The 26397-nt window shown below is 71.2% G+C and carries 24 protein-coding genes and 1 pseudogene; 15 read left to right on the top strand and 10 right to left on the bottom strand.

Translation table 11 applies throughout. The features are described from left to right. Positions 1-299: 299 nt before the first annotated feature. From AC067J_RS26180 to AC067J_RS26155, 6 genes are all read right to left on the bottom strand, one after another. Positions 300-719 carry a hypothetical protein gene (locus AC067J_RS26180; RefSeq protein WP_478303097.1) on the bottom strand — a complete coding sequence of 140 codons (420 nt, stop codon included), beginning with the start codon at positions 717-719 and terminating at the stop codon, positions 300-302. A 14-nt stretch (positions 720-733) separates the two neighbouring features. Then, positions 734-1213, bottom strand: a complete 480-nt coding sequence (locus AC067J_RS26175) for a hypothetical protein (protein WP_478303095.1) — start codon at positions 1211-1213, stop codon at positions 734-736. Between the two features lie 343 nt (positions 1214-1556). Next, positions 1557-3797 (bottom strand): DUF7927 domain-containing protein, encoded by a 2241-nt coding sequence (locus tag AC067J_RS26170; protein ID WP_478303093.1) that lies wholly within the window; start codon positions 3795-3797, stop codon positions 1557-1559. Positions 3798-4528: 731 nt separating this feature from the next. After that, positions 4529-5851, bottom strand: a complete 1323-nt coding sequence (locus AC067J_RS26165; RefSeq protein WP_478303091.1) for an aminotransferase class V-fold PLP-dependent enzyme — start codon at positions 5849-5851, stop codon at positions 4529-4531. 114 nt (positions 5852-5965) lie between these two features. After that, complete coding sequence (locus AC067J_RS26160; protein ID WP_478303090.1) at positions 5966-6400, bottom strand: hypothetical protein; 435 nt, start codon at positions 6398-6400, stop codon at positions 5966-5968. Positions 6401-6486: 86 nt separating this feature from the next. Then, positions 6487-6756, bottom strand: a complete 270-nt coding sequence (locus AC067J_RS26155) for a Clp protease N-terminal domain-containing protein (RefSeq protein ID WP_478303088.1) — start codon at positions 6754-6756, stop codon at positions 6487-6489. A 401-nt stretch (positions 6757-7157) separates the two neighbouring features. Here AC067J_RS26155 and AC067J_RS26150 point away from each other — a divergent pair, with 401 nt between their 5' ends. The 4 genes and pseudogenes from AC067J_RS26150 to AC067J_RS26135 all read left to right on the top strand — a co-directional run. Beyond that, on the top strand, positions 7158-8378 hold the full coding sequence (locus tag AC067J_RS26150; protein WP_478303086.1) for a DUF418 domain-containing protein: 1221 nt from the start codon (positions 7158-7160) through the stop codon (positions 8376-8378). A gap of 305 nt (positions 8379-8683) precedes the next feature. Continuing rightward, entirely contained in the window at positions 8684-8920 is a 237-nt protein-coding gene (locus AC067J_RS26145; protein ID WP_478303084.1) for a hypothetical protein, read from the top strand. 189 nt (positions 8921-9109) lie between these two features. Next, complete coding sequence (locus AC067J_RS26140; protein ID WP_478303197.1) at positions 9110-10228, top strand: transposase family protein; 1119 nt, start codon at positions 9110-9112, stop codon at positions 10226-10228. Between the two features lie 115 nt (positions 10229-10343). Further along, positions 10344-10497, top strand: a pseudogene (locus AC067J_RS26135) (IS5/IS1182 family transposase); the annotation flags it as partial. Between the two features lie 63 nt (positions 10498-10560). On the opposite strand, the gene AC067J_RS26130 reads toward AC067J_RS26135, so the two are convergent. Beyond that, positions 10561-11100, bottom strand: coding sequence for an SMI1/KNR4 family protein (locus AC067J_RS26130; RefSeq protein WP_478303195.1), 540 nt, complete (start codon positions 11098-11100; stop codon positions 10561-10563). A 552-nt stretch (positions 11101-11652) separates the two neighbouring features. On the opposite strand from AC067J_RS26130, the gene AC067J_RS26125 reads away from it, so the two are divergent. Beyond that, the gene (locus tag AC067J_RS26125) at positions 11653-12390 is read left to right on the top strand and encodes a hypothetical protein (RefSeq protein ID WP_478303083.1); all 738 of its coding nucleotides are present in this window, start codon (positions 11653-11655) and stop codon (positions 12388-12390) included. Positions 12391-12670: 280 nt separating this feature from the next. Here the strand turns inward: AC067J_RS26125 and AC067J_RS26120 are convergent, their stop codons facing one another. Further along, on the bottom strand, positions 12671-13882 hold the full coding sequence (locus tag AC067J_RS26120) for a hypothetical protein (protein WP_478303081.1): 1212 nt from the start codon (positions 13880-13882) through the stop codon (positions 12671-12673). Positions 13883-14563: 681 nt separating this feature from the next. Between AC067J_RS26120 and AC067J_RS26115 the strand changes: the two genes are divergently transcribed. The 3 genes from AC067J_RS26115 (at position 14564) to AC067J_RS26105 (ending at position 17315) form a co-directional block, all read left to right on the top strand. Then, positions 14564-14776 carry a hypothetical protein gene (locus tag AC067J_RS26115; RefSeq protein WP_478303079.1) on the top strand — a complete coding sequence of 71 codons (213 nt, stop codon included), beginning with the start codon at positions 14564-14566 and terminating at the stop codon, positions 14774-14776. 399 nt (positions 14777-15175) lie between these two features. Further along, complete coding sequence (locus AC067J_RS26110; RefSeq protein ID WP_478303077.1) at positions 15176-15598, top strand: hypothetical protein; 423 nt, start codon at positions 15176-15178, stop codon at positions 15596-15598. A 361-nt stretch (positions 15599-15959) separates the two neighbouring features. Beyond that, entirely contained in the window at positions 15960-17315 is a 1356-nt protein-coding gene (locus AC067J_RS26105; protein ID WP_478303075.1) for a tetratricopeptide repeat protein, read from the top strand. 256 nt (positions 17316-17571) lie between these two features. Here AC067J_RS26105 and AC067J_RS26100 read toward each other — a convergent pair whose 3' ends face one another. Beyond that, positions 17572-18477 carry a phosphotransferase family protein gene (locus AC067J_RS26100; RefSeq protein WP_478303074.1) on the bottom strand — a complete coding sequence of 302 codons (906 nt, stop codon included), beginning with the start codon at positions 18475-18477 and terminating at the stop codon, positions 17572-17574. A gap of 1051 nt (positions 18478-19528) precedes the next feature. Between AC067J_RS26100 and AC067J_RS26095 the strand changes: the two genes are divergently transcribed. The 6 genes from AC067J_RS26095 to AC067J_RS26070 all read left to right on the top strand — a co-directional run bounded on the left by AC067J_RS26095 (position 19529) and on the right by AC067J_RS26070 (position 25120). Next, positions 19529-21289, top strand: a complete 1761-nt coding sequence (locus AC067J_RS26095; RefSeq protein ID WP_478303073.1) for a hypothetical protein — start codon at positions 19529-19531, stop codon at positions 21287-21289. A gap of 160 nt (positions 21290-21449) precedes the next feature. After that, positions 21450-22001 carry a YceI family protein gene (locus tag AC067J_RS26090; RefSeq protein WP_478303071.1) on the top strand — a complete coding sequence of 184 codons (552 nt, stop codon included), beginning with the start codon at positions 21450-21452 and terminating at the stop codon, positions 21999-22001. 531 nt (positions 22002-22532) lie between these two features. Then, positions 22533-22982: a hypothetical protein gene (locus AC067J_RS26085; protein ID WP_478303069.1), complete on the top strand. Its 450-nt coding sequence runs from the start codon at positions 22533-22535 to the stop codon at positions 22980-22982. Positions 22983-23046: 64 nt separating this feature from the next. Continuing rightward, positions 23047-23886, top strand: coding sequence for a transposase family protein (locus AC067J_RS26080; RefSeq protein WP_478303067.1), 840 nt, complete (start codon positions 23047-23049; stop codon positions 23884-23886). 186 nt (positions 23887-24072) lie between these two features. Continuing rightward, complete coding sequence (locus AC067J_RS26075; RefSeq protein WP_478303065.1) at positions 24073-24546, top strand: nuclear transport factor 2 family protein; 474 nt, start codon at positions 24073-24075, stop codon at positions 24544-24546. A gap of 25 nt (positions 24547-24571) precedes the next feature. Then, on the top strand, positions 24572-25120 hold the full coding sequence (locus AC067J_RS26070) for a TetR/AcrR family transcriptional regulator (protein ID WP_478303063.1): 549 nt from the start codon (positions 24572-24574) through the stop codon (positions 25118-25120). Here the strand turns inward: AC067J_RS26070 and AC067J_RS26065 are convergent. Next, positions 25107-25313, bottom strand: coding sequence for a hypothetical protein (locus AC067J_RS26065; protein ID WP_478303061.1), 207 nt, complete (start codon positions 25311-25313; stop codon positions 25107-25109). The genes AC067J_RS26070 and AC067J_RS26065 overlap by 14 nt on opposite strands. Positions 25314-25776: 463 nt before the next feature. Here AC067J_RS26065 and AC067J_RS26060 point away from each other — a divergent pair, with 463 nt between their 5' ends. After that, complete coding sequence (locus tag AC067J_RS26060) at positions 25777-26319, top strand: 2'-5' RNA ligase family protein (protein ID WP_478303059.1); 543 nt, start codon at positions 25777-25779, stop codon at positions 26317-26319. The last annotated feature ends 78 nt before the right edge of the window (positions 26320-26397 follow it).

Raw genomic sequence — 26397 nt, 5'->3', positions numbered from 1 at the left:
TTCCGGGCGGGTGCGGTCCCGGCCGGGGCCGCCACCGTCGCATCCGCGGGCCGCCGATCCGCCGTCGACGGTGTGGTCGGCCCGCGAACGGGAAACTACCTCGTCAACAAGCTTCAGGAGCTCACGTGGTGGCTGGACTGCGGCGGCCACATTCCGACCACGTGGTAGCAGGCCCGGCCGAACAGGAGGCCTGCGCCTCCGTTCGAAGGGGCGGCGGGGCCGCGCCGCGGGGTGCCGCAGCGGGGAGCCGGCTCCAAGGACCCGGCGGGTGTGTACCGGCGGTCACGATGCGCAAGGGGTCAGCGGGTGGCGGCCCAGAACGCGGCGGAGACCAGGACCGCGGCCGTGGCGGTGAAGAGGACCACGCAGTAGCGGACGTAGCGTTGGATGGCGGGCGGCAGCTCGTTGCTGCCGCGTGCTGCGTCGAGTTCGCGGCCGTGGTCCCGATCGATCTCGGTTTCCACCCGGTGGCTCTTCTCCCAGGCCAGCGCCAGGCACGCGGCCGTGAGCATGGAGCCGAGGAGGAACGCGGCGCCCATCCAGGGATGCTCCCCGAAGATCGCACCGCCCAGATCTCCGGCGCCGAAGAGGCCGAGGCCGGCGAGCCCGCCGCCCATGTAGGTCAGACGGGTGCGCTGGTACTGCGCGCGGCGCTTGAGCCAACCCCAGGTGGCGGCGGTCGGCACCCGGGCGGGCCGGTTTCTTCTGCGTCCCAGCACGCTGAACCGCCTCCTCACTCTGCGGTGTCGTCGCCGGCCGGTGCGACCGGAGGACCCTTCCACCAGTCGGGCATGAAGAGGCTGAGACCCCGAGCGATGTCGTCGAGCTCCGCGGGGCTCGGCAGCGGCCCGCCGGCGTCGAACCTGGAGGCGGCAGCCACGACGCTGATCTCGACGAACAGCTCCACCGCTCGCGCCGAAGGCAGCGGGTGCATGCGCGTCAGAGTGTCGACGGCGGCAGCGACGGTCTCGCGCACATGGTGGAGGGGCACCGCGATGCCACGTCGGCCGAGGCGTTCCCGGGCCGCGGCGACCCCGATCCGGACCGGCTCGTCGCCGCCCTCCCAGTCCCGTCCGCCGCCGTCTCCCTCACCTCCGCTGCCACCGGCCGTCACACCTGGTCCCGAGCCGCTGATCAGCGCCGCCAGTACATCGCCTGAAAGGGGAATGGTCACGCTCTCCGTGACGGGTTCCGGCCCCTGGTGCTCGGTCATGTCTTCTGATCCCGGGTTGTTGTGACATTACGACGCGTCTCCAGCGTGCGGCCCGGCAGGAGCGAACGGCGACCGGGGCGGGCGAATGCAGTAGTACCGGCGAATCACCCCGCCCTCCGCCCCGGGCGGGGCCGCCACGCCAGGGAACGGCTGCCGGAACCACCCACGCGCCACCGCTGCCACGGCTGCCGCGACGGACGCGACGGACGCGACGGACGCGAGCGCGGATCCCGAAGGCCGGCTGTCACGATCGGCCCAGGACTCCCGCTCCGCCCGGACACGCCGTGAGGGCGGCCGCCGGTGGGTCCGGCGGCCGCCCTCACAACGGGGTCGGGACGGCGCGTCAGTGCCGGTGGCGGCGACGGCGGGAGGCCGCCAGGAGGAGCGCTCCGACGAGGCCGACGAGCACGGCGATGCCGCCGATCAGGGCCACCTGGCTGCCCGTGTCGGCCAGGCCGCCACGGTTCGGCCGGCTGGGCCCGTCACTGGCCACCGGGTCGGGACCGTGGCTGTCGCTCCCGACCGGGGAGGACGACGGCGTGCCGGTCGGCTCGACGGACGGCGAGGACGAGGGCGTGCCCGTCGGTTCAGCGGACGGCGAGGACGAGGGCGTGCCGGTCGGCTCGGCGGACGGGGAGGACGGGGGCGCCGTCGGGGACGGCGAGGACGTGGCCACCGTCACCGTGGCCGTACACTCCCCCGCCGTCGAGCCGGGCGGGCAGTTGCCGCCCGGCCGGTCGGCCACGACGGTGTTGCGCATCGTGCGGTCACCGGTGGCGGGCCCCTTCACCTTGACGGTGTAGGTGAGCCGGGCGTTGCCGCCGGCCGGCAGGTCGCCGGTCCAGGAGAGCACCGGCTGCGCGTAGGAGGGCGATCCGGTGGAGGCGGTGGCATCGTCGTTGTAGGTGGCGTCGTCGAGAACGGCGCTCAGGTCGTCGGTGACGGTGAGTCCGGTGAGCGGCGTGTTTCCGGTGTTGGTGATGTCCACCTGGTACTTGACGGTGTCGCCGGGGGCGGCCTGGGCCTTGTCGGCGCTCTTGGCGAGCCGGTAGCCGGCGTGCTCGGTGACGGTGTTGCGCACGGTGTTGCTGGTGCGCTGCTGTTCACGGCCGGTCTGGGCACCGCGGTAGGCGAGCGACGAGGTGTTGTCGAGCTTGGTGCCCGGCACGATCCCGGCGTCGACCTTGGCCCGGAAGGAGACGGTGGTCTCGGCTCCCGGCGCGAGGTCGGAGGCGGTGCAGGTGACGTTGTGCCCGGAGGCGGTGCACCCGGGGCCGGAGCCGTCGACGTAGCTGACGCCCTTGGGCAGCACGTCGGTCAGGGTGACGCCGGTGGCGGTGTCGAGGTCGGCGGTGGTGCCGTCCTTGTGGCGGTTGGCGACGGTGAAGGTGTAGGTGATCTCGGCACCGGGGTCGACGAGGCCGGGCGGGGTGTTCGTGGTGGAGCCGGCCGGCTGGTTGGCCTTGGCGATCTGGAGGTCGGGCTCCAGGGCCTCGACGGCGAGCCAGACCACCTGAGGGTGCAGCGCGTCGCCCTGGCCGGTGACGCGGAGCACGGCCTGCTCGGCGCCGGCCGGGAGCTTGCCGGTGATGTCGATCATCCGGGCGTCGTAGCCGACGTTGTTGACCGGGTTCGGCTTGCGGTCCGTGAGGTTGGTGCCGGTGCCGTCCGCCGAGACGCGGTCGATGCGGCTGGTGAAGGCGTTGTCGGGGGCGGGCCCGGCTGCGGTCGGCATGGGCAGGGCGGTGAGACTGCCGGAGTTCGGGCCGACGGCCAGGGAGTCCCCGGCGATGGGCGCGTCGCCGTCGCCGACGATGACGCCCATGGTGGCGGCCGGGGCACGGCCGGCCGGGGTGCGGATGCCGTCGAGCGTCATGGTGATGCTGGGCTCGGGCGGGCGGATGAGCTGGTAGCCGTCCCAGATCTGCAGGTAGCGCAGCGGCTCCTTGGGGTCCTCGTAGGCGACCGTCAGGGACCAGCCGCCCCAGCAGCCGACGTTCTGGCCACCGAAGTCGGAGGTGGAGGAGCGACCCTGACAGGCCTGGATGTCGGCGACGGTGTACTCGCCGGAGCCGGCGGCGCTCACCAGGTCGGTGACGTCCTTGACGCCCGCGTGGGCGGTCAGCGGGGCCGGGGGTGTGCCACCGGTCTTCTGGTCGAACCAGTCGTAGGCGTCGGCGGTGAGCCGCTGGTAGCCCGTGGCGCCGGGCACCTTGATCTCGACCTGGTCGGCCTTCGAGGCGTCACCGGAGGTGGAGGTGAGCGAGGTGCCGACGGGGTTCGACTGCCAGTACAGCCGGGCGTTGAGCACCTTGGCGCCGGCCGGGATGTTCAGGGTGGCCGCGGAGGCGGTGTTGCCGGGAGCCTTGGGGTCGGTCTTGACCCAGTTGACCCGGTTGTTGTTGTAGGCGTTGTCGTCGCACGCGCTGTCGTCGGGGTCGCAGGCGACCACCGAGTTGGACGCCATGGTCAGGTTGCCGTGCGCCAGCAGGTCGAGCGCCGGCTTCGGGCCGATCGGCCGCTCCGCGCCGCTCCGGCCGGCCTTCGCCGAGGGTGCTGCGGCGGCGTGCACGGCCGACGACACGGACGACGCGAGCACGAGCGTCGAAACGGCGAGAGCCCCGAGAACGGCACGACCGGGCGGCGCGCACCGGGCCCGGGATCCGGGTACCGGCCGCACCGCGCTCGTCACGGGTGGTATGCGGTCGCTCAAGGTAGGGCTCCTGGAAGTGCTTGAGGGTGTGTACGGGAGGGTGAGGGGCGCCCTTCCGGGCTGATTCATGACGAATAGTCCGAATTCATCAGCCAGCGGTAATATGTCACACGCTGATCCATTTAGGCCAATGTGCCGGATCCTGGAACCAGAAGCCCACCGGGCCCGGGAGAGCCCCGGCTCCGACCGTCGGGCCTGACCAACGGTCACCTCGCCTGCGGGCGGCGCACTTCCGTCAGGGCCGGTGACGGTGTCGGTGATGCCACCGCGCTGTCGACGTCGGCCCGGGCGACCGTGCAGGCGGCGGTGCGGTCCGTCCAGGCGGTGCGGTCCGTCCAGGCGCTCGGGGCCGCACGCTCTGCCGCACACCCGACCAAACGGCGGCCCACGGTCCCGGGATCACCTCGTCCGAGAGAAGGGGATCGCTCGCGGCAGCCCGCGCCGGCATCGCCCGGCGGCGAGCAGCGGCGCCCGGCGCTCGACGTCCGGTTCGCCAGTTGCAGATGTCCAGCGTCGGGGGTGGGGTGCGGGAAGGGGCTGCTACGCCACCGGTGTGGGGAGGGGCTGGGGTCGGAGCCCGTCGCGTCCTGGGGTGGTCGGGTTCAGTGGCGGGTGATCGCTGCCACTGCGCGGACGGCCCTGTCCACGTCGTGGGGGTCGGTCAGCAGGCTGGGGCCGAGGCGGACCAGGGTGCCGCCGTAGGGGGTGACGTCCGCGAGGATGCGGTGGTCGGACTCCAGGCGGGTGACCACTTGCCGGGGTGGCCGGTCGGTGACGGAGAAGCAGACGATGCCGCAGGAGAGCGCGTCGTCGCGGGGGGTGGCGACGTGGACGCCGGGGATGGTGGCCAGGCCGTCCTTGAGCTGCCGGGCCTGGGTGCGGATGCGGTTCGCGATCCGGTCCCGGCCGATGGCGGCGTGGAAGGCGAACGCCTCCGGCAGGGCCCAGCGGTGCTCGAAGGTGTGGAAGCCCCCCGGGGTGGCCATCAGTCCGGGGTCGACGACCGGCGGTGGGTCCTCGCGCATCCAGCCGAAGCTCGGGATGATCGGCTGGACGAGGGGCCAGGCGTCCTCGCGTCCCCAGAGGATTCCCGTGCCGCGTGGCCCGTGGAGCCACTTGTGGGTACCGGCGGCGAAGAAGTCGCAGCCGAGGTCGGCCACCACGGTGGCGTCCGCGCCGAGGCCGTGGACGCCGTCGACGCAGACGACGATGCGGTCGGCCGCGTCCCGGCGTGCGTTGATCCCGGCCACCGCGTCGGTGACCGTCCGGATCGGGAGCTTGACGCCCGTGCCGGAGTGGACCCAGGTCAGTGCGAGGACCCGGGTGCGCGGGGTCACGGCCGCCAGTAGGCGTCCCGTCAACTCGTCGGCCGAGACGGCGGCCGGGTCGTCGTAGAGGCTCACCCGGCGCACCGTGGCGCCGGTCAGCACGGCGCGCTGGCGCAGGGCCTCGTAGGTGGAGTGGAAGTCGTGCCGGGTGGTGAGGATCTCGTCCCCGGGCCCGAGTCGCAGTCCCTGGTAGAGGATCGCGAGCCCCATGGTGGTGCTGTCGGTCAGCGCCACCTCCAGGGGGCGGACGCCCAGGTAGTCGGCGGCGGCCGCGCGCGCGGCCAGTTCGCGGTCCGCGTTCTCCCGGTGGTAGCGGCTCGGGTCCTCGTCCAGCTTGGTCCGGTGCGTCGCGATGGCCTCGCGCACGCCGGCCGGGTGGGCGGCGAACGTGAAGGCCGCGAACTGCGCGTAGGCGCGGGAGGTCCGGAACTGGTCGCGGACGGAGTTCCAGTCGCCCGGCGCGAAGCTGCGGGGCGGGGTCGAGGGCTCGGGCGGTGCCGGATCCGCTGCGGACGCCCGGGCTCCGGCGAGCGGGGCCAGGACGCCGCCCGCGAGCCCGGAGAGGACGAGCCGTCGGCGGTCGATGAGCGGTTCCATGTCTCCTGCACCTGATCGCGCGGCCGGGGTGGTGGCCGGGGTGTGTGGTCGGGATGTGTGGTCGGGATGCGCCCGGGGCGCGACGGCGCGGCAGGCCGACGCGCCCCGGACGGCTCAGCAGAGCAGCGACTCGCGCCCGGGCGCCGCCGACCGGGCGGGCGTCAGGCCCGGCTGGGCCGAACCCGTCACGGTCCGGGCGGGTGCGATGCAGCCCTGCTGGGCGTCCCAGGCCCAGTAGCCGTCGAAGAGGCCGCAGCGCCAGAGGTTGCCGTAGCGGTCCCGGTAGGACTTGCCGTCCTTGGCCGGAGTGCACTCCGGCATGGAGGAGCACTCGTAGATCGCCCAGCCCAGCCGGCACCAGGACGTCCCGAGCGGGGTCGCGATGCCTTCCTGGACCTGCGGACCGGCCACGGGGGCCTGCACGGCGGCGGCCTTCGCCGACGGGGCTCCGGGAGTCGCGGCGGCGGCCATCCCCTGGACGGCGAACAGGGCCACCACGGCCAGCGCGACGGCCGTCAGAGCGGAGCGGATGGATCGAGATGCTGACACGATTGTCCTTTCCCGATGAGCGGTTGACGTGCGTGAGGCGTTGCCGCACACAGGCCCGGTGGTCGTGCCCGCCGTTCCGCCGTCGGCTACTCGGGCGGGAACACCACGTTCCGGGTCGGCGTGTTGTAGCCGGGCGAGGACAGGACCTCATGGAGGGCGGCCGTCACCTGCTCCGGTGGGACGAAATCCGTCAGGACCTGGGTGGGCACCGCCTCCGGGTCCGCCAGGATCGCCAGGAAGAGGTGCTCGACTCCGACGTATCCGTGCCCGAGTTCGGATGCGATCCGGCCGGCTTCGCCGAGAACCGAGAGATAGCGCGGTGTAGCCGTAGCTGCTGGTACGTGGGCGTCCGCCATGGTGCCTCGATACCTCGTTCGTAGGCCCACCGGGACGGGTGGGCCCGGCTCAGGGCATCGTAGTAAGGGAGGCGGAAGGCGCGGAAGAGATCTCTTCTCGCCAGGCTGGCCGAATGCCCCTTCGGGGGTTCTCGGGGTGGGGCCGGTGGGGTGAGTGACAGTCCGCCGCAGGCCCGTTCACCATCCGGTCACAGGACGGCCGTAGGCGGCCGGGACCTGATGGATCGTCATGCTCCTTGTGGATCAAGGTGTTTACCCTAGGGGATCGCCTCCTGCTCGCGGCGGATACCCGCGCGTCGGCGTACGTCCACCGGTGGACACCGCAGTCCTCACTGATCACGAGGCATCACCGTCCCGACACCGGCCACGATGAGGACGGAATCCGGCGAGAGGTGCCCCAGGTGTCCGAGCACATACCGGCCCGTCCGTCCGCCACGGCTCACCCGGACCGCCTCCCCCTGCCCGACGTCCTGAGAGGCGTGGCGATCCTGGGCACGCTGATGACCAACGTCTGGATCTTCGCCGCGCCCGCCGGCGAATGGGGCGCGCTGACCGGGGCGACCTCCGGCGCCACCCTGAACCACCTGCTGGACACCCCCTCGCCCGCGTTGGCCGCGGAGACGCTCTTCCGTCTCGCCGCCGACGGCAAGTTCCTCGCCATGCTCACGGTCCTGTTCGGTGTCGGCCTGGCGATCCAGCACGACTCCGCCCGCCGCCGCGGGCGGCCCTGGCCGAGGAGTTACCGGCCCCGCGCATGGTTCCTGCTGGCCGAGGGCACCGTGCACTTCGTCCTGGTGTTCGCCTGGGACGTCCTGATGGCCTACGCCGTCTGCTCGCTGCTGGTCTCACGCCTGCTCGCCGCCTCCGAGCGGGTGCAGCGGGCCGTCCTCCGGTCGGCCGCGGCCTTCCACCTGGTCCTGATGACCGCCCTGAGCCTCGTCCTGGCGCTGGGCGACGAGGTGTCGGCTACCGGGGACGGCCCCGACGCCGCCGCGGTCGACCTCTACGCCCACGGGAGCTACCTCGACCAGATCGCCTTCCGGCTGGCCAACACACTCGTCCTGCGGATCGAGCCGGTGCTCAGCTTCGCCCTCTTGGTAGTCCTCTTCCTCCTCGGTGTCCGGCTGTTCCGGGCCGGCGCGTTCGCCCCGGGCGAGGAGGGCCGGCGCCTGCGCGGCCGGCTGCTGGTCTGGGGCCTGGGCACCGGCCTCCCGCTCTCCCTGGCCGCCTCCCTCGCCGGGTCGGACGGCTTCCTGATCCAGCGCTACGTCGCAGCCCCCGCCCTCGCCCTCGGCTACGTGGGCCTCGTCGGTGTGATCCTGGACCGCGTCGCCCGCCCGCCGCTCACCAAGAGCCTCACCGCCGTCGGCCGCACCGCCCTGTCCTGCTACGTCGGACAGAACCTGCTCTGCATGCTGGCCTGCTACGGCATCGGTCTCGGCCTCGCCGAGCAGCTGCGGAACAGCGGGCCGTGGTGGGTGATGGGCCTGTGGGCCGGAGTCTCCCTGATCCTGATGGTCGGCGCCCGCCTCTGGCTGCACTGCTTCCCGACCGGCCCCCTGGAGTCCGTCCAGCGACGGCTGCTGCGCCGTCCGGCACCCGCCGCTGCACCCCGGCCGTGACCACGGGTACCCCGCTGTCCGATGGGGGCTCCCGCCGTCGTCGAAGGCACGCTCCCGGCCGGTGCGCCGGGATCCACGGCGAGCCGCCGCCGATCGACTGTCATGGCCCGGTCAGTGCAATAACTGTCCGGAAGATGATCGTCAGCCCGTCAGGCGAGCCCGTGAGCTGCACCGTCACAGAAACACCACACCACTTCCGGTCGGAATTGGTCTCAACCATTGCCGCACCTTCACATTCAGAGGAGGCTCCTCGACGAAGCGCGGGGGCACAATCCCGGCGCTCACCAATGGGAGGAGAACCACTCATGTCCATTCGCAAGGCATTCTCCGCCGTGGCCGTGGCCGGACTCGTGACCGGGGGCGCCCTGATCGCCGCCCCGACCGCCCAGGCGGCCACCTACACCTACATCGGCATCTACCCGACCGCCGCCTCCTGCCACGCCGCCGGCCAGGCGTACGTGAACAACCACCAGGCCGTCGTCTACTTCTGTGACACCACCACCGAGACCGGCCCGGCACGGCTCTCCGTGGTCCTCTACTGAGCCACCGGAACACACCGACGGTGGGCCGCACAGCCGGCGGCCCGCCGTCGTCCGAAGCGGGGTTCTGGCTCACTTTCCGTGGAGCATGCACGCTGCGTGACGATTGTTGGGCGAGTGGGCCCTGGGGAAGTTGCCCGGAACTGGCCCATACCAGGTGCGGTGTAGCTGACAGTTCGGCCCGTGGAAGAAATGGTGTTCCGGCTGGAGGAGTTACTGTTCCCGTCGATCGCCGACGTGACGGTGCTGTCCGTCGCCGTGAACGACGAGGCGGTACGTATAGAGGCCCGAAGCGCGGTGTGCGGGGCCGTCTGTCCCGGATGCGGGATCTGGTCAAGGCGGATTCACGGCTCCTACCTGCGGTTTCCCGCTGATGTGCCCAGCGGAGGCAGACGGGTCGCTGTCTGTTTGCGCGTCCGCAGGTTCATCTGCCCGGTCATCTCGTGCGGGCGGCGAACCTTCGCCGAACAGCTGCCGGGCTTGACCCGTCGGTACGGCCGACGGACCCAGCCTGCCCCCGAGCCGGAGAAGTTCGAAGACCCCTCCGGCTCGCCCTGGCCGAGGGGACACCGCTTCGCCGACCGCACCCGTGCCAGCCACGCGACCGTCCAGGAACTGCTGGCCGCCGGGCTCAGCCGGACGGCGATCGGCCGCCAACTCCGGATGACCTCCCGCACCGTCAAGCTCCTCGCCGACGCAGCCTCCCCGGAGGACCTGTTCCAGGGGCAGTGGCAGGGCCGACCATCCAAACTCGACGCCTTCAAGCCCTACCTGGATGACCGTTGGAACCAAGGCTGCACGAACGCCTGGAGAATGTGGGAGGAGATCGTGCCGCTCGGCTATCAGGGCAGTTACCAGCGGGTTCGCGCCTACTTCCGGGAGAAGCGGCTCTCGCCAGGGCCCGTCACGGCTCGGCCACCGTCACCCCGGGTCGTCGCTGGATGGATCCTCCGCCGACCGGAGACCCTCACTGAGACGGAGCACCTTCGGCTCAAGGCCGTTCTGGTCCACTGCCCTGAACCGGACGCCCTCACCGGCCACGTCCGCGCCTTCGGGCAGATGCTCACCGAGCGCCAGGGCGAACGGCTGCCGCAGTGGCTCGATGCCGTCCGGCAAGATGACCTCCCCGGCCTCCATACCCTCGCCGCAGGCATCGACCGTGACCGCGATGCAGTCATCGCCGGCCTCACCCTGCCCTGGAACTCCGGAGTCGTCGAAGGCCACGTCAACCGGATCAAGATGCTCAAACGTCAGATGTTCGGCCGAGCCGGCTTTCATCTTCTGCGCAAGCGAGTCCTTCTCTACTCGTGATGCACAGGACAGACCGCGTCATCAACGAGGCCGAAGCCTTCAGGAAACCCTTCCAGGAACTCCCGCCGCGCGAGGTCGGACTCGGCTTCGGCCATCGTCCCGAGCAGAGCGAGCGATCAACCGAGCCCTGTCAGCGGCACCGAGCACCGGTCGAACGAAGCATCGCGCGACTCAAGTCCTGGCAGACCCTCCGCCGGGCCCGCTGCAGCCCCAACCGGATGACTTTCATCGCCGCAGCCATCCTCACCCTGGAACGTCAATGCTGCTGAATCCCATCGCCGTTCCAGGGTGGGGACGGATTGGCAATGGCCGTCATCCAGTTGGGAGCCGTCTCACGACCAGACAAGTCGACCTTCGGTGAACCGACAGACCGGTGAGCTTCCATCGGCGATCCTCGTCAGCGTCTCCGCCACGGAGTCGAAATACCGGGCCATCGATTCGTACTCGCCCGTGACCGTGGGGTCACCCACGAACCAGCTGCCGACGCGCCCGTCCCGCACATCGACGAACTTTCCCATCCAGCCGTCCTGGTCCGACAGGAACGGGATCCACTCATTCCGCCAGAACGGGGAGTCCGGCTGGTCCGGAGGGTCGAATCCGCAGGACGTGGAGCGGTTCGCGTGGAGCCTCTCCATCGCCCGGATGCCCAGAAAGAAGCTTCCCTCGTCGGGGAACCCGTCGAAGCCGCAGCATGCCACTTCGTCGTCGACGTCTCCCTCCGGCAGATCCAGATTGTTCTGCAACAGCCACGTCCGCAGGTCCCCATGCAGGGAGATCCCCATCCGTTCCTCGGCTGCCGCGAGCATCTGCTCCGTAGCGGGCCCCGGCAGATCTGCGTGATCGGCCGGTGCGTGCTCCCGAAGAAGAGTCATCACACGCGACCAACTCTCAGTCACACTCATCGCCCTCTGCCCTCCGTCCTCTCTACAGGGATGTCTCCGCCCGACCACGCCACTGTGGGTTGGGAAGTATCGGCCGAAGAACCTTGCAGGGATGGTACTTCGAGCGTGTGTTCCCCCTCTCCCCGTGATCATCTTCCCGCCCCGAAGTGCGGGGTCGGCCCCTCAGTGAGGTGACCGCCCGCGACTTTTCACAGACAACCCACTGTGTCCGGCGGGCCCAGCCGATGAGCTTCCAGGACTCAAGCGAGGGCCACGGCGTCACCCTGGGGTGGCGAAGCTGAAAACGCTCAGTCAGCCCTCCACGGAAAGTGAGCCAGAACCCGAAGCGGTGGAGAACGGATTCGAACTCCTTCCCGCAAGCACCTGACACCGTCGGGGATCGTGGCCGACCCCCCGGATCCGCTGCAGCCGCGCCCGGCGTGCGCCGATGCCGCGTTGGAGTTGTCCGGGTCGTACGCCGTCAACGCCGGTGAGAGCCACCCCTCTTCGGCGAGGAGCGCACCGGCCTGATTGGATCTCCGTATGACGGATTGGTCCCAGCTCAGCCATGCCTACGGCGTCGCCGACGACATACCCGCCCTGTTGGAGCGGATCGCAGCCGAGCCGGACGCCGAGCTCTGGAGCGATCTGTGGTCGGCCCTGTACCACCAGGGCAGCGTCTACTCGGCCAGCTTCGCGGCACTGCCTTGGCTGGCCCGCACAGCCGAGAGCGACGACCGGGAACAGGCGGTCAACGCCCTCGTCCTGGCGGGTGCGATCACGGCCGGCGCCGGTCAGACGCACGGAGCCGGCGACCCCCGCTCCGAGCACGCGGCGGAGATCGCGGCACTGCTGAGAACCGTGCACGAGTACCGTCGAACCGCACCGGACCGAATCGACTACATCCACCTCGTGGAAGCCATGCTGGGCTTCGAAGGCGTCGCGGGCTGGAGTGAGGACCTGTCCTGGGGCCTCGGAAACGAGGAGTACCAGGTCGCGTGCCCGGACTGCGAGGTGGACTTGTTCATCGCCCTCGGTGAACGCGGCTTCTTCTCCACCAGCACCGACTACGCGCTCACGGACGGTGACATCGAGACCAGAGTCCTGCGCCCGGCGGCTCCCGCAGACCTGGACGGCATCGGCCGGCGACTCCACGATCTCGCCCTCGCGGACGGACAGCGCGAGGTCGCGCACGCGCTGACCTACGTCTTCGGCCGTGCGACCTGCCCTGACTGCGAGTCCGATTTCTCGGTCGCCGACCAGATCAGCGCCGATTGGTGAGCAACCCGAGCCCGACTCCCTGAGGCCGACTCCCCGAGGCCGGCGATCAGGGGGCCCACCCGATCGAGGGCGGCAGCCGCCCACCACCTGGCCGGGAGCGGGGATCCGCAGGAGCCGACCGGCGGCACGGCCTCTCCCGGCAGGCTCCCACCAGGAATTTCGGTGCCGGTGCGGCCGGTGTGGCCGTCGCGGCGGTCGGGGCCGCCGGGTGGTTCCGGGGTCGACGGGCGTCCGGGGGCCGGGCCGTGTGCGGGTGGGCCCCCGGACGGTTGGGCGCAGCCTACGGCCGCCAGACCACCGCGGAGTACGCGGTGCCGGACGGTGCCGGGTGGCTGACCCGGACACCGACAGTCAGGCCGGCGTTGTTGATGAACAGGGCGTAGGAGTTGCTCCCCGGTGCCACGTTCAGCTCGGTCAGGGTTCCGTCGGCCTCCCAGCGGAGGGCGTAGCGCTCCTGTGCGGACGGCACCTTGGTCCCGGTGTGCCCGACGGAGACGCCGGCGTCGTTGACGGCGACGGCCGTGGTGTACTCGTAGGCGTCGCCGATCGTCGTGGCGGTGCCGTCCGGGCTCCAACTCGTGGCGGTGTAGTCGATGCCGTCCGCTCCGGTCTGCTTGCCCACGGCGGTGCCCGCAGCGTTGATGGCGTTCGCCGTGGAGTGCCGGCCCAGGTCCGTGACGGTGCCGTTGGCGTTCCAGGTCACGGATCGCCACTGGTCGTTCGCGGCGCCGGTCGGCGTGGCCCGCCCGAGCACGGTGCCTGCGTCGTTGACCTGGACGACCCAGACGTTGGTGTAGGCCGAGGTCGGGTCGAGCGCGGTGGGAGTACCGTCCGGACTCCATTTCACAGGGTGGGCGACACCGGACGCCGAGTAGGAGAGGCCGGCCACCACGCCCGAGCTGTTGACCGAGATCGCGTTGCTGTTGACGTCGCCGCTCAGCGGAGCGAGCGGGACGGCCTGGCCGTCCGGGCCCCACTTCACGGCGTGGGAGGCCGCGCCGATCGCGGAGTGTCCGACCACCGTGCCGGTGCGGCTGACGGTGCGGATGTAGCCCCAGCCGGCGGTGTCCCCGGGCAGCAGCGGCAGCACGGTGACCGTGCCGTCGGGCGCCCAGCGCACCAGGTGGTTCCCCGAGTAGCCGACGGCGGTGCCGTCGTCGCTGACGGCCACGGCGCGGCCGGTCGAGTCCCCGGGCAGCAGCGGAAGTAGGGTGGGGCTGAGGTCCGCGTTCCAGCGGACCGGGGAGTCCCGGTAGGTCGGATCGGTGACATCGCCGACGATCACCCCGCTGTCGTTGACCGCGGCGGGATGGCTCCAGACGGCGCCGGGCGGGAGGGGCAGGTCGACGGCCACGTCGGCGGCCGGATCGGTGTCGGCCGTCGCGCTGCCGGCCGACGCACTGCCGGCCGTGCCCAGCGTGAGGGCGCCGACGGTGGCCAGGGCGATGGCGGCGGCGCCTGCGGACCGTAGGGCTCGTGTGCCGATGCTCATGAGTGCGTTCCTCGTCTCGTGGACCTCTTCGGAATGGCACTGCGGTGATGCTGTGTCACGTCTCGCGTGGAGAGATCCCGTGCGCCGCGCTGTTCGGCGCACAGAAACCCACTCAGTCTTCGCGAGGTTCGGCGCGGGCGCAGCGGAATCCGGATCCCTGCCTGGAATTCGTCGGTTCGTCGGCGAGGTCGGGCCGTCGGCGAGGTCGGGTCGGTGGCCGACGGTGTCGGCCTTCGGAAGATCGTGCGGCGGGCCGGGGAGGCCGACCGGCCGTGCGCCGCCCTCCCGTTCGCGCCCTTCCGGGAGACCCGATGTCCCCGTTCAGGCGCTCCGCCCGATTCGTGGCGGTGCTCTCGGCCGGCCGGCGCCGTCGTGCGCAACCCGGTCCTGGCCGGATCCCGGCAGGTCAGGACCTGCCTCGTCCGCCACGTATGACGCCCGATGACACCTCTGGCCCCCGGTCCGCGAGCCTGACGCCCACCGTCCGCCTTCGATCAAACGGGAGGCGACCCGTCGACGCCTGCGGGGGCATGACGGTCCGCGCCTCCTCCTGTGCCGGACGAGGGGTACTGCGCTGGACGGTGCACGTGTCACTGCCCCGATCGGGTGGTGGGCGTTGCCTCCGGCCGCCCCGGGATGTGTGCTCGTGGAACGACGTTCCGTCACCACTCTGGGAGAGACATGCGTATTCGAACCGGTCTTGTGGCCACTGCTCTGGCCGTGGCTGGCGTCCTCGCCACCGCCGGCGGCGCCGTTGCCGACGACTTCGACGTCCAGTTCGGTCAGAACTTCGACGTCCCGCTCCCGCAGGGCGCCTGCAACAGCGCCAACGTACTCGCCATCCCCATCAACCTGGTCCCGAACGCCACCGCCACGTGCGAAAGCGGCGGGTGACCTGATCACCGGCCTCGGCGGCCGGCCGGATCAGGCTTGAACCGCCGAGGCCCCCGGTAGGGCCAGAGCGACGGTGAAATGCGAGCCGGCGTTCCGGACCCCGCTGCCGGACGGAGTCTTCGCGCCGGCACTCGGCCGACCCGGCCCTGGCTCCGGCGAACGGCGAACGGCGAACGGGCGAGCCGCGAGCGGCGAACGGCCGATATCCCGGGCCTTCGTGGCCCTGCGGCGGAGCCGGCGGTCCCGGGGACGCTCGGCCCATGCCGAGAGACCGACGTGTCGACGCCGCAGGCGACTGCTCCTCGCACGGCCGCGAAGGACGTTCGCGAGGAAAACAGAGTCGCCGAAAAGGAGCTGTTGCGACACCATCCTCGGCAAGGTCCGATGACGAGGAGCCCAGTGATCACCCAGGGCGTGAAGATCACAACACGGTGCGAAGCCTGCGGCGGTGCGCTGGTACGCGACACCGGCCAGTTCATCCACCGCGGACAGTTGTGGTGGGGAACCGAGGGGACCTGCCTGGCCTGCCCCGCCGCCTGGTGCGAGGAGGACTTCGGCGACGCGACTCCGGAGGAGATCCGGCAGGCCCTCCTGGCGGAACACGGACCCGCCCGGCTCCGGCTGAAGGAGCCCGAGGCGAGTGCGGTGCCCGTCCTTCGCGCGCTTCGAGAGGTACACGGTCTGTCACTGGCGCGAGCACGGGCTCTGGCGGCCGAGTTGAGGACGACCGGTCTGGTGGGCACGTTCGTCGAGATGGAGCTTGTGGCCTCCCGCCTCCGGCACCATTCCGTCGGAGTGACAGTGGAGACTTCGTCCGGCTGACCCCGGCGGCGGCCGGGCGGACAGAGCGGGGGCGGACAAGACGGGTCGGCCCGGCCGCCCGCAGTGCCGGCCACCGCCACACGACGGCCGGGCGCAGCAGAACGATTGCCGCTGCGCTCGCGTGCCGACCGCGCTCCGGGCCGCGCCCCGGGCCGCGCTCGCTGATCGCCGAGGTCCGGCACGGCGCTCACGCCTTGCTCCGCGACTCGACGGACTCGGCGGCTGCGTAGGCGGGGAGCGGAAACGCCTGTCGGTGACGCTCGGTTGCGGCGCTCGACCGTAGGTACTCCGCGGTGTTTCGGAGTTCCGGCAGCCCCTGCCGCCCGTGTGTTGTCAGGGGCGGGGGCTACAGTACGTCGCCGTGGACGCTGCTGATCTTGACTACCGGGCCCGGACGCAGTCCGGCTGTATTCCCCCGCACCTGGTCACCCGGCTCCTCGAACTCGGCCATGCCGGGGACGTGGAGTTCTGGGCCGGTCGGGGGGAGTGGTTCTGCGCGCGGGAGTGGGCGTGGTTGCTCGCGGGTCGGGGCCGCCAGGCGGAGGCGCTGGAGATGCTTGCCCCGTACGTCGCCACAGGCTGGTGGACGGCCGCGAGAACCGCGGCTGAGCTGCTGGAGGCGAGTGGCGGGATCGACGAGGCGATCGCGCTGGCCCGTCCGCACGCGGAGGGCGGTGACCGGCTGGCGCTGGAGTTCTTCGCGCGCCTGCTCGCCCGACACCACCGGGGTGACGAGGCGTTCGCCCTGCTGAGCCCGCGCACGGAGGACTGGCTGCTCGCCGGCGCCCTGGTCGACGTGGCCGGGGAAACGGGCCGGGACGAGGAAGCCGCCGCTCTGCTGACCGCCCGCGTCGAGGCCGGGCACCGCTGCGACACCCCGCCGTCCGGCTGCCGCGACGTCGAACCGTTCAACGCCGTCGGCCTGCTTGCCGCGATCCGTGAACGCCAGGGCCGTGTCGACGACGCCGTAGCCCTGCTCCGTACCCGGGAGACCGCCTCGGCCAACGGCCGCGATCAGCTCGCCGATCTGTTCGCCCGGCACGACCGGATCGAGGAACTGCGGGCGTACGCGGCGGCCGAGCCGCTCGGGCACGCCGCGCGGCGTCTCGCGGAGCTGCTGGAGGAACGCGGAGACGTGGAAGGCGCTATCGCCGCGTACCGGCGGGCCGGCGACGAGTCCGTCCGCCGGGGCACCGTGGTGGTGGAGCTCGCACGGCTCCTCGCGCGGCACGGCCGGTACGACGAGGCGATCGAGGTGATGCGCGCCCTGGCCGATGCCCCCGGCGGCGCCGAGGACTGGATCGTCGACGTGCTCTGCACCCTCTACACCGACCAGGGCCGCCCCCAGGACGGCCTGGCCTACCTCGACGCCCTCAAGGCTCGCCGTGGCACGGAGGAGTGGGAGCTCTTCTGGATACGGCTCCCGCTGATGGCTGCCTGCGACCGAGCCGAGGAGGCGGTCGAGCAGACACGAGCCCACCCCGAGGGCGACACCTCGTACGCGGTGTCGCACCTTGCCAGGCTGCTGGCCGGTGCCGGCCGCACCGAGGAGGCCGTCGCCGTCCTCGAACCCCACTCCCTCACGAACAGTCAGGACTTGGCAGGCTACCTCATCGACCTCGGCCGCATCAAGGATGCCGTGGCGGTCCTCCAGCACCACAAGCCCCAGAGACCCGAGCCGTCGGCCGGCCCCTGGTTCGACGAGCCGCCGTTCTGAAGTCCTCACCGACACAAGCGAATCAGCGCCGTCACCCGAGACGATCCCCCTGGCACGCTCGGATCGCGCGTGACTTCGTGGCCTTGAGTGACGACTGACCCAGGCCATGCCGCCGGCTGGGGGTCGTGCCCCAGTACCTTGACGGCACACCTCGGCGGCACACCTCGACGATCGGTCGAAGGCTGGCGTCCTCTTCTGCGTACGTGTCGGAGACTCCCCCGCCGTGTCGCGAACGGAGGAGCACGCGACGGCCGTGTCAGGCGGGCGGGCGCAGGAACTCGTGCAGGGACCGCCGCACCTTGTCCAGGGACTCCTCCAGCTCCTCGGAGTCGTCGTGGCGCAACGACCAGGTGACGCCGCGCAGTTCACGTCGGACTCCGGCGAGCCTGGTCTCCTCGTGCAGGACCTCGTAGTCGCAGGAGGTCCGGGCCGCGTAGGCACGCACCGTCTCCTCCGCGACGTCGCGGCCCAGGTACCAGACACCGCACAGATCGGCCGCCCGTGGGCCGAGCCTCGCCTCGTCCCAGTCCAGGACGCCGGACAGCCGGCCGTCGGTGTGCAGGAGGTTGCCGGGCCAGACGTCGCCGTGGATCGGCACGGCCTCGGCACCGGCGAGCCACCGCCGATAGGCTGTGGCCCATCGTTCGAACACCTGCCGCTCGCGACCGGCCAGCCGGTCCGCGGTGGCCGCGGCCGTCTCGGCGTCGAGGGCGTCGATCGCCCGCCCGGCCCCGTCCGCCCCGAGGATGCCCAGCAGCGGTTCGGCACCGCAGTCGTGCAGCGCCGAGACGAAGGCGGTCAGGTCGCCGGTGAACGCCCCGCGGTCCGCGCGAGCGTCGTCGTCATCCACGACGCTGCCCGGCAGCCTGCTGAGAAGCACGGCGCCGAACGGCAGCCGCGGCCCGGCCGGAAGTATCCCGAGCACCTCGGGGACGGCCAGCGGCAGGGGCGGCAGTCGCCGCAGGACCTCGGCGGTGTGCCTGCTTCTGTCCCCGGCCCCGGGAGTGCGCGGCACCCTGATCAGGACGTCGGTGCCGGCACGGAGCACGACGTTCGAGAAGCCCCAGCCGACGATCTCGACGGGATCCCCGCTCCACGGGAACGGCAGGTCCCGCAGGCCGGATGCGACGGCTTCGAGCGTGGCGTCAGGGTCGAGGAGCATGAGCGGTCCTTGGCTGTTCGGCGATTCCGGCACAGGCCGAGAGGCCCGGGGAGCCGGTTCGGTCGTCCTCGGCCGGAGCCGCTTCGCTCGCCCCGTCCTGGGTGTGCTTCCCGCTGCCGAACTCAGGCTCGGTTGACATGCCGCCAGGCTACGGGGGCACCGGGGGCCGTGACGAGGTCGGCGAGCAGGCGGTGGGGCCGGCATCCGGCGGGCACGCCTGTTCAGCCGCTCCGAGCGGTGGGAGCACGAGTCCGCCGAGGCGACCGGCGGGACCCTCCCGGGGAGGTTCCCCGGGAGGGTCCAGACACGGCGGCCGAGGGGATCGGCCGATCGGCTGCGCGGCTCCGATCCCCGGTTCTACGGTGTCCGCAGCGGACTGGATACGGGCCGGATGCGTGGGGGTCGGGTTGGAGCGGAGGTGTCTTGCCGGGGTGACCGGGCCAGGAGGACCGGGCTCGGGGTACGCGGTCGGCGGCCGCCTGGTCCTGACCTCCGCCCATGTCACCGGCCCTGCAGGGACGCGGGTGAGGGTGTTCCACCCGGGCGGCACCGGCACCGCTGCCGGGACGGTGGTGTGGGCCGGAACACCGGGCGAGCGCGACGACGCGGCGCTCGCCCTCGTCGGCGACTCGCCGCACTGGCGGCCACCGACCGCGCCGGTGCGCTGGGGCCGACTGGTGACCGACCGCCCGGGCGCGCCGTGCCGGACGTGGGGGGTGCCGAACGAGGCCCAGCGGCCCCGGCTCGCGGTGGAAGCCGAGCAGCTGGAAGGCCGGATCAACCCCGGGACCGGCTTCGTCGACAACCAGTACGTCATGGACCTGCTCCAGCACCCCCCGCAGTGGTCACCCGACGGATCCTCGCCGTGGGGCGGACTGTCCGGCGCGGCGGTGCTCTGCGACGACGTCCTGACCGGCGTCGTGGCAGCCGACCGCGCCCGTTCCGGCCACACCCGCCTCAACGTCGTCCCCGCCTACGTCCTCACCGACGCCCCTCCTCCTGCACAGCTCTCGCCGACCACGGTGGCAGCCCGGCAGCAGGTCCGGAGGCGGTGGAGTTCCAGCACCTCGCCGACCGGACCGCGCGGCCCGCACCAGCGACACCGGCCGCCCTGCTGGAAGCCGGACGCCAGACCGTTCCCTTCCACGGCCGTGACGATCTCCTCGCCGACCTGCTCGCGTGGTGCCGACTCGACGGGTTCGGGGCACGGCTGATCCACGGTCCCGGAGGACAGGGCAAGACCCGCCTCGCCCACCACCTCGGCCGACAACTCACCGGCCGGCACTGGTCGGTGCTCTGGCCGCAGGCCGGCACCCTCCCCGACCGGCTGCGGGAACTCCGGCGGGCAGCCCGGCCCCTGCTGGCGGTCCTCGACTACGCCGAAACCCGCCCCGACCAGCTCGGCGCCATCGTCGAAGCCGCCGCCGAACACCCCGGCACCACCCCGTTCAAGCTCCTGCTCCTGGCCCGCACCGCCGGCGACTGGTGGCACCAGGCCCAAGCCGACAGCCGCCGGGCCGAGGACCTCCTCGCCGCCGCCCGCACCCACCGCCTCACCCCGCCGGAAGACTCCCCCGCCCGGAGGGCCGACCACTACCGCGACGCCGCCCGGGCCCTCGCCACGGAGCTCCCCCGCGTCCACGGGCTCGCCGGCCACGACTGGACCGCAGCCGCGACAGCCCTGCAGCCGCCTCAGCGCCTCCACCGGGACGAGTACGGCAACGCGCTCACCCTCCACATGACCGCCCTCGCCGACCTCCTCGACACCGCCCCGGCCGAACCCGGCGCCGACGGGCCCGATCCCGGGCAGGGCACCGCGGCAGGGAACGGCGCACAGGACGTCGAGGACCGGCTACTCGGCCACGAGAGGCGCTACTGGCGTGACACCGCCACCACCTACGGCCTCACCCCGGGCCTGAGCATGGACACCCTGGGGACAGCGACCGCCGCCGCCCACCTGGTCGGCGCCACCGACCGCAAGCACGCTGACCTCCTCTGGAAACGCTTACCCGCGCTCGCGGACCGGCCCCGCGATCGCCGGGGCCGGGTCACCTCCTGGCTCGCCGCCCTCTACCCCGCAGCTCCAGCAGCTCCAGGCAGGGCCGGCGAACCGCCCTGGGGCGCCCTCCAGCCCGACCGGCTCGCCGAACACCACATCGGCAACGCCCTCACGGAGATGCCGGACCTTGCCGACGACCTCCTCGACAACGCCGACGACACCCAGACCAGCCGGCTCCTCACCATCTACTCCCGGGCCGCCGCCCACCCCACCCTCCACCGACTCGACAATCAGCTCACCGACCTCTGCATCCGCCGCCACGCCTCGCCACGGCTCTCCACAACCTCTCCGTGGACCTCGGCGACGCCGGCCGACGGGCCGAGGGCCTCACTGCCGTCCAGGAAGCCGTCACCATCCGCCGCGCCCTCGCCCGGAAGAACCCCAACCTTTTCGGAGCTGCTCTGGAACACTCCCTGGAGGTGGCCGCTTGACTCGAAGGACTGGAGTAACCGGGCTTCGCCCGGGCAGGGAGGATCGCACGCTCGGAATAACGCCCCCGCCGGTCGGCCACAACACCCGGACCACCGCCGAGCGCCGCGCCTTCGCCAACGGCCTGACCCGCTCCCAGCCGATCGGGGTGTCCGCCTCCAGCCACGCCAGCGGCGACAGCGACGACAAGGGCAGCCACCGGTACCTACAGCCCGCGTGAACCGGCACCGAGCACGTCTACGGCCTGAGCGTGACCGGGCCGGAGAAGGCCGGGCTCGTCCAGCGCGAGATCACTGGAGCTGTTCGAATCGGCGCCGGCTGTGAACCGCACGCCAGGCCGACAGGGCCAGGGTGTCGTTCCAGAAAGCAATCCACTGCGGCCGAGCGCGTTGGGCCGGGCCGCGCGACGACAACCCCCTAGCGTGATTCGGGAACGATCCGGGCGGGCCGCCGCCGGGATCCGGACCCTACGGAGGTACCTGACATGACCGTCTCACTCGCTGAACTCACCGGGGACTACACCCTCGACCCGGCCCACACCAGGATCGGTTTCGTCGCCCGCCACGCCATGGTCACCAAGGTGCGCGGCGCCTTCCACGAGTTCGAGGCCACCGCTCACCTGGACGGCGCCGACCCGGCCCGGTCCACCGGCCAGGTGGTGATCAAGACCGAGAGCATCGACACCGGCGTCGAGCAGCGCGACCAGCACCTGCGCACCAACGACTTCCTGGACGCGCCCAACTACCCCACCATCACCTTCCGCATCACCGAGGTGGAGCAGAAGTCCGACACCGAGTACCGGGTCACCGGCGACCTCACCATCAAGGAGACCACCAAGCCGGTCACCATCGACTTCGAGTACACCGGCAACGCCGTCGACCCCTACGGCAACCTGCGCGTCGGCCTGGAAGGGGCGGTGACCATCTCCCGCAAGGAATTCGGCATCACCTGGAACGCGGCCCTGGAAGGCGGCGGCGTCCTGGTCGGCGACAAGATCATCCTGGAGTTCGACATCTCCGCGATCAAGCAGAACTAGGGTCGATACCCCTGCGCGGTCTGTGACACGTCCATGGTCCTGCGGCTGACCCTGGACAGCAGCGAACGGGGCGGCGGCTGCGTCAGCTGGGTGCCGGTCGAAGGCCGCAGCCTCCCCGAGCGTCTGCAGAACCTGAGCCCCACTGGCCTCGTCCTCGGCGGGTACGGGCAGTTGAACGTCCTCGCCTGCTCCACCGGGCCGGAGCATCCGCACCGGTGGAGCATCCGGAAGGCCCTGCCGAGGCTTCCGCCGAGGACGGTGTCGCGGCTGCGGTGCCGACGGGATTCGAACCCGCGGACAGATTGGGACAGGCCCGCCCCGTCTCCGTCAGTCGGCGTGAGCAGGACCTCGCCCACGCCGATCGCAATGAGTGCTGTGCATCGTGAAGGTGCAGGTCACGGGCCTGGTGTGATTCCGTGGCGGGATGCTCGTGCTGGTCGCGGGCGGCAGTCTGCCGGGTAGATCGTCTGGCAGGGAGGTCTTTGCGGGTTCTGGTCCGTTCCCGCCCGCGCGGCTCGTACGCTCCCGGGCATGGTGGACCCCGAGGTGCTGGAACGGATCGCCGCGCGCCGCGCGGAACTGGATGGACTGGAAGAACAGCTGGTCAAGCAGCTGGACCAGGTGCGGGCCGAGCGGGACGAACTCTCGGTCACCGAGCGGGTCCTGGTGAGGATGAGCGAGCAGATCGCCGAGGAACGGGCTGACGACGCGCCGACGTCGGCGCAGGTCGGCGGGCGTGCGGTGCTGCTGGTCCCGCACCGGAGCGACGGCGTGAACGAGGCCGCGCTTCCCGGTGACTACCGCCGGATCCTGTCGATCGTGCGGGCTGCCGGCGGTCCGGTGCAGGTGAGGGCGGTGGGCGAGGAGCTGGGCCTGGAGGTGCGCGGGAAGCTCGAGCCGCTGCGGGCGAAGCTGGTCAAGCTCGCGGACCGCGGCTGGCTGCACAAGCGCGGCGACGGGAAGTTCACCGCACGCCTGTAGTCGCGCCGGATGCAGGCACCCGTGAGGCGTAATCAGCGGGCCCCCAACGGCAGTTGACTTTGGTGTGAAGAAAAACAACGGTCTCGCCGAGGGCCCTGACGGTCTTGTCTACACCGCCCGCCTGCCGCTGTCGAGTGCCACCTTGAACTGGCTCGCCGACCTGATACGCGGCCATCTGAAGAAGATCGGCTCCAGGTGGCGGGCTCTGTCTGCGGGGAAGATCGCCGGGATCGTGCTGGCGGTGCTGCGCTGTGACCAGCGGCCCGGCGACCTGGCTGGCGGTAGTGGAGTGCATCGCACCACCGTCACCCGGTGGGTGCGGGAGGTCGCGGGCCTGCTGGCCGCCCGCGCCCCGCGCCTGGATCGCGCGCTGAAGAAGATCGCCCGATCGGGTGGCGGGGTGGTACTGCTGGACGGCTCTTTGATCCGCACCCGCCGCCGCACCGGAACCGAGAACCGAAAGAACTACTCCGGCAAGCACAAGTGCCACGGCCTGCTCGTGATCGCGCTGACCGACGACCGGGGCCGACTGGTGTGGGTCTCCGCGGTCCGACCCGGACGCACCTCGGAGATCACCGCCTGCCGCCACGACAAACTCACCGCTCATCTGCGCGCGGCCGGCCTCGGTGCGATCGCCGACCTGGGTTTCTTCGGCCTCGACGACAGAGGCCCGGACGCGGACACGGCGGTGATCACCGGCTACAAGGCTGCTCGGAACCGGCCCCTGACCCGGGGGCAGAAGCTGTCCAACAAGGCGTTGGCCGCGGTCCGGGCACCGGTCGAGCACGGCTTCGTGCACCTGAAGAACTGGCGCGTGCTCGGCAAGGTCCGTACCGACCCGAAGTGGGCGACCGCGCTGGTGCGGGCTCTGCTGGTCCTGACGAACCGCGAAGTCTCCCGGTGACCGGCGATCTTCGCCGACGCGTGGCGGGCACCGATAGTACCGGGCCTCCGTCCGCCGCCGGAGGGCGTTCCCTGGACGCCATCCTGGACGTGAGCTCCGGGATCCCCTGGTGTTACCTCTGCTCGTCTACCCGCAACGGCTCACGGCGTGGTAGGTTATAGGTCTACCACTAACGTAGGAGGGAAAGTGACAGTCAAGGAAGACATCGCCACCCGCCGCGCCGCTGCCCAGCACGCCCTGGCCGAGCACCTGCGCCTCACTGCCGCAGGACGCACCGAGGAATGGGTGGAGCTGTTCGCCCCGGATGCGATGCTCGAGTTCCCGTACGCGCCGGCCGGCGTGCCGAAGCGAGTCGCGGGGCGTGAGGCACTGGTCGCGCACATGAGCAACTTCCCCGAGACCTTCGACGTGGAATTCGTCGACCTGGTGTTCCACGACACGGTCGACCCGAGTCTCGTGATCGCCGAGTTCCGCTCGAAGGGCACCGCGGTGCCGACCGGCAAGCCGTACGAGCAGACCTGCATCTCCGTCGTCCGAACCGATGACAACGCGCGCATCACCCACTACCTGGACTACTGGAATCCGCTGGTGGCGATCGAGGCACTCACACCCGAGGACGTGCCGTCCGACGCCGACCGCGGCGTGACTTTTGGAGGCTGAGGGCAGACATGTTTGACTGATACCCATGCCTGCCCCCGGTACCAGCACGAAGAGCGACGAACGACGTCGGACCATCGTGGCCGCCGCGATCGGTTGCTTCGCGCAAAAGGGCTTCTACGGGACGACGACGCATGAGATCGCAGACTGGGTCGGCATCTCTCAGCCGTATCTCTATCGCCTGTACCCGAACAAGGAAGCCCTGTTCGCGGCAGTGGTCGACCACGTATCCGTCGTCATGACCGAAACGCTGGTCGCCCACTCGCCCGCGTCGGGTGGGGCCGCGCTGGCGCCCGAGGCCGCGTTGGACGCGGCCCGCGGTGCCTACGCCGCGCTCGTCGCGGACCCGAACATCTTGCGTTTCCTCATGCACGCGAACTGCGCCGCCGGCGAGCCGCTGGTGGCGGACGCGGTGCGCCGCTGCTACGCCAAGCAGGTCGAGACCGTCCGGCAGCTGCTGGGCGACGACGAAGCCGTGCGGCGCTGGTTCGGCGCCGGAATGCTCGACAACGTGGCCACCGTGCTGGGCCTGGCCGGCATCGACGAGCCGTGGGCGCACGTCCTCACCGCTCGATGACCCGACACCGGTGGCTCGGCGACGACGGCCCCGAGCCATCCTCGTAGGCCGGCTCGGCCAGCCGGTTCAGGACCCGCCCGGCGATCACGAGCGTCTCTCGCTCGGCCTGGACCTCCTGCAGCTGCATGGCCAACTCCGCAGCGAGTGTGTCCAGTTCACTCCGGCGAGCCGTGATCCGCTCCAGCTCCAGCATCCTCACGCCGCCCTCCCGGCGGTACCTGCCGGTGACGGATCGTAGAAGCGGTACCGCGGCAAGCACAGCAGAACCTGAGGACGCCCCCGAACGCCGTGTCAGACGATCTACGCCGTGGACACCGGCCGACGACCAGCGCGAGTAGCTCTTCCGGCCCTCACACCAGACCCGTGACCAGCAACTTCACGATGCACACCACTCAATGGGCCGCTCTGCCACGGCACCGCAGCCTGCGGGAACGCGCGCCATCCCGCTCCGGATCACGGTAGAGGACCGCCGTCGGCGCGGCGAGCGGTTATCCGGCAGCGGCAACCGCCGCAACAGCACCACAGAAGTCGAGCCGGAATCCGGGGGACGACGGCGTCGTCCGCGGCTTGCGTGTCGACTGACAGGCCCTGCCGATCAGCCGCGGCGATCAGACAATCGAATACGTCTGCGTCGGGCGGATGGCAGTATGCCTCCCATGGCGGAGGACAGTTCCAGCACACTCCAGGCGGGCCTGACCGGACTGATCATCAAGGTCCCCGAGGCAGAAGCGGTCGTCCGGTCGTGGCGGGAAGCGCTCGACCCATCGGCGCGGGCAGGCGTTCCCGCACACATGACCGTGCACTTCCCGTTCCTCGACGAAGCCCGCGTGGACAGCCTCGTCTGCGCCGCCATCGAAGATGTTCTCCGAAGCCACCGCGTCTTCGACGTGCGCTTCGGGTCGTGCGGACGGTTTCCCGGGATCCTGTATCTCGCCCCCGAACCCGACGGGCCGCTGCGCCGACTCGCGCAGACGATCGCCGAGCGGTGGCCGGAAGTCCCGCCGTTCGGCGGCCGGTTCACGGATGTCGTTCCGCACCTGACCGTGGCTCATCACGACGACGACAGAGTTCTGGACGAGGTCGCGGCTGCCGTCACCGCCCTGCTGCCCGTCACCGCTCGCGTCTCCTCCATAGAGCTCGTGGTTCACGACGGTGCGATGTGGCGGGAACGGGCATCCTTCCCTCTCCAGCAGTCATGACGGGTGGCCCGCCGCCGGTGAGCGCGGACCGTCCACCTGCGAAGGTCGACTGGCGGCAGCGTGCTGCTCGGCGCGGGC

Source organism: Kitasatospora sp. NPDC042419 (assembly GCF_056437345.1).
Note: the sequence above shows the minus strand (reverse complement) of the source record. Positions and strands in the feature narration are given on the sequence as shown.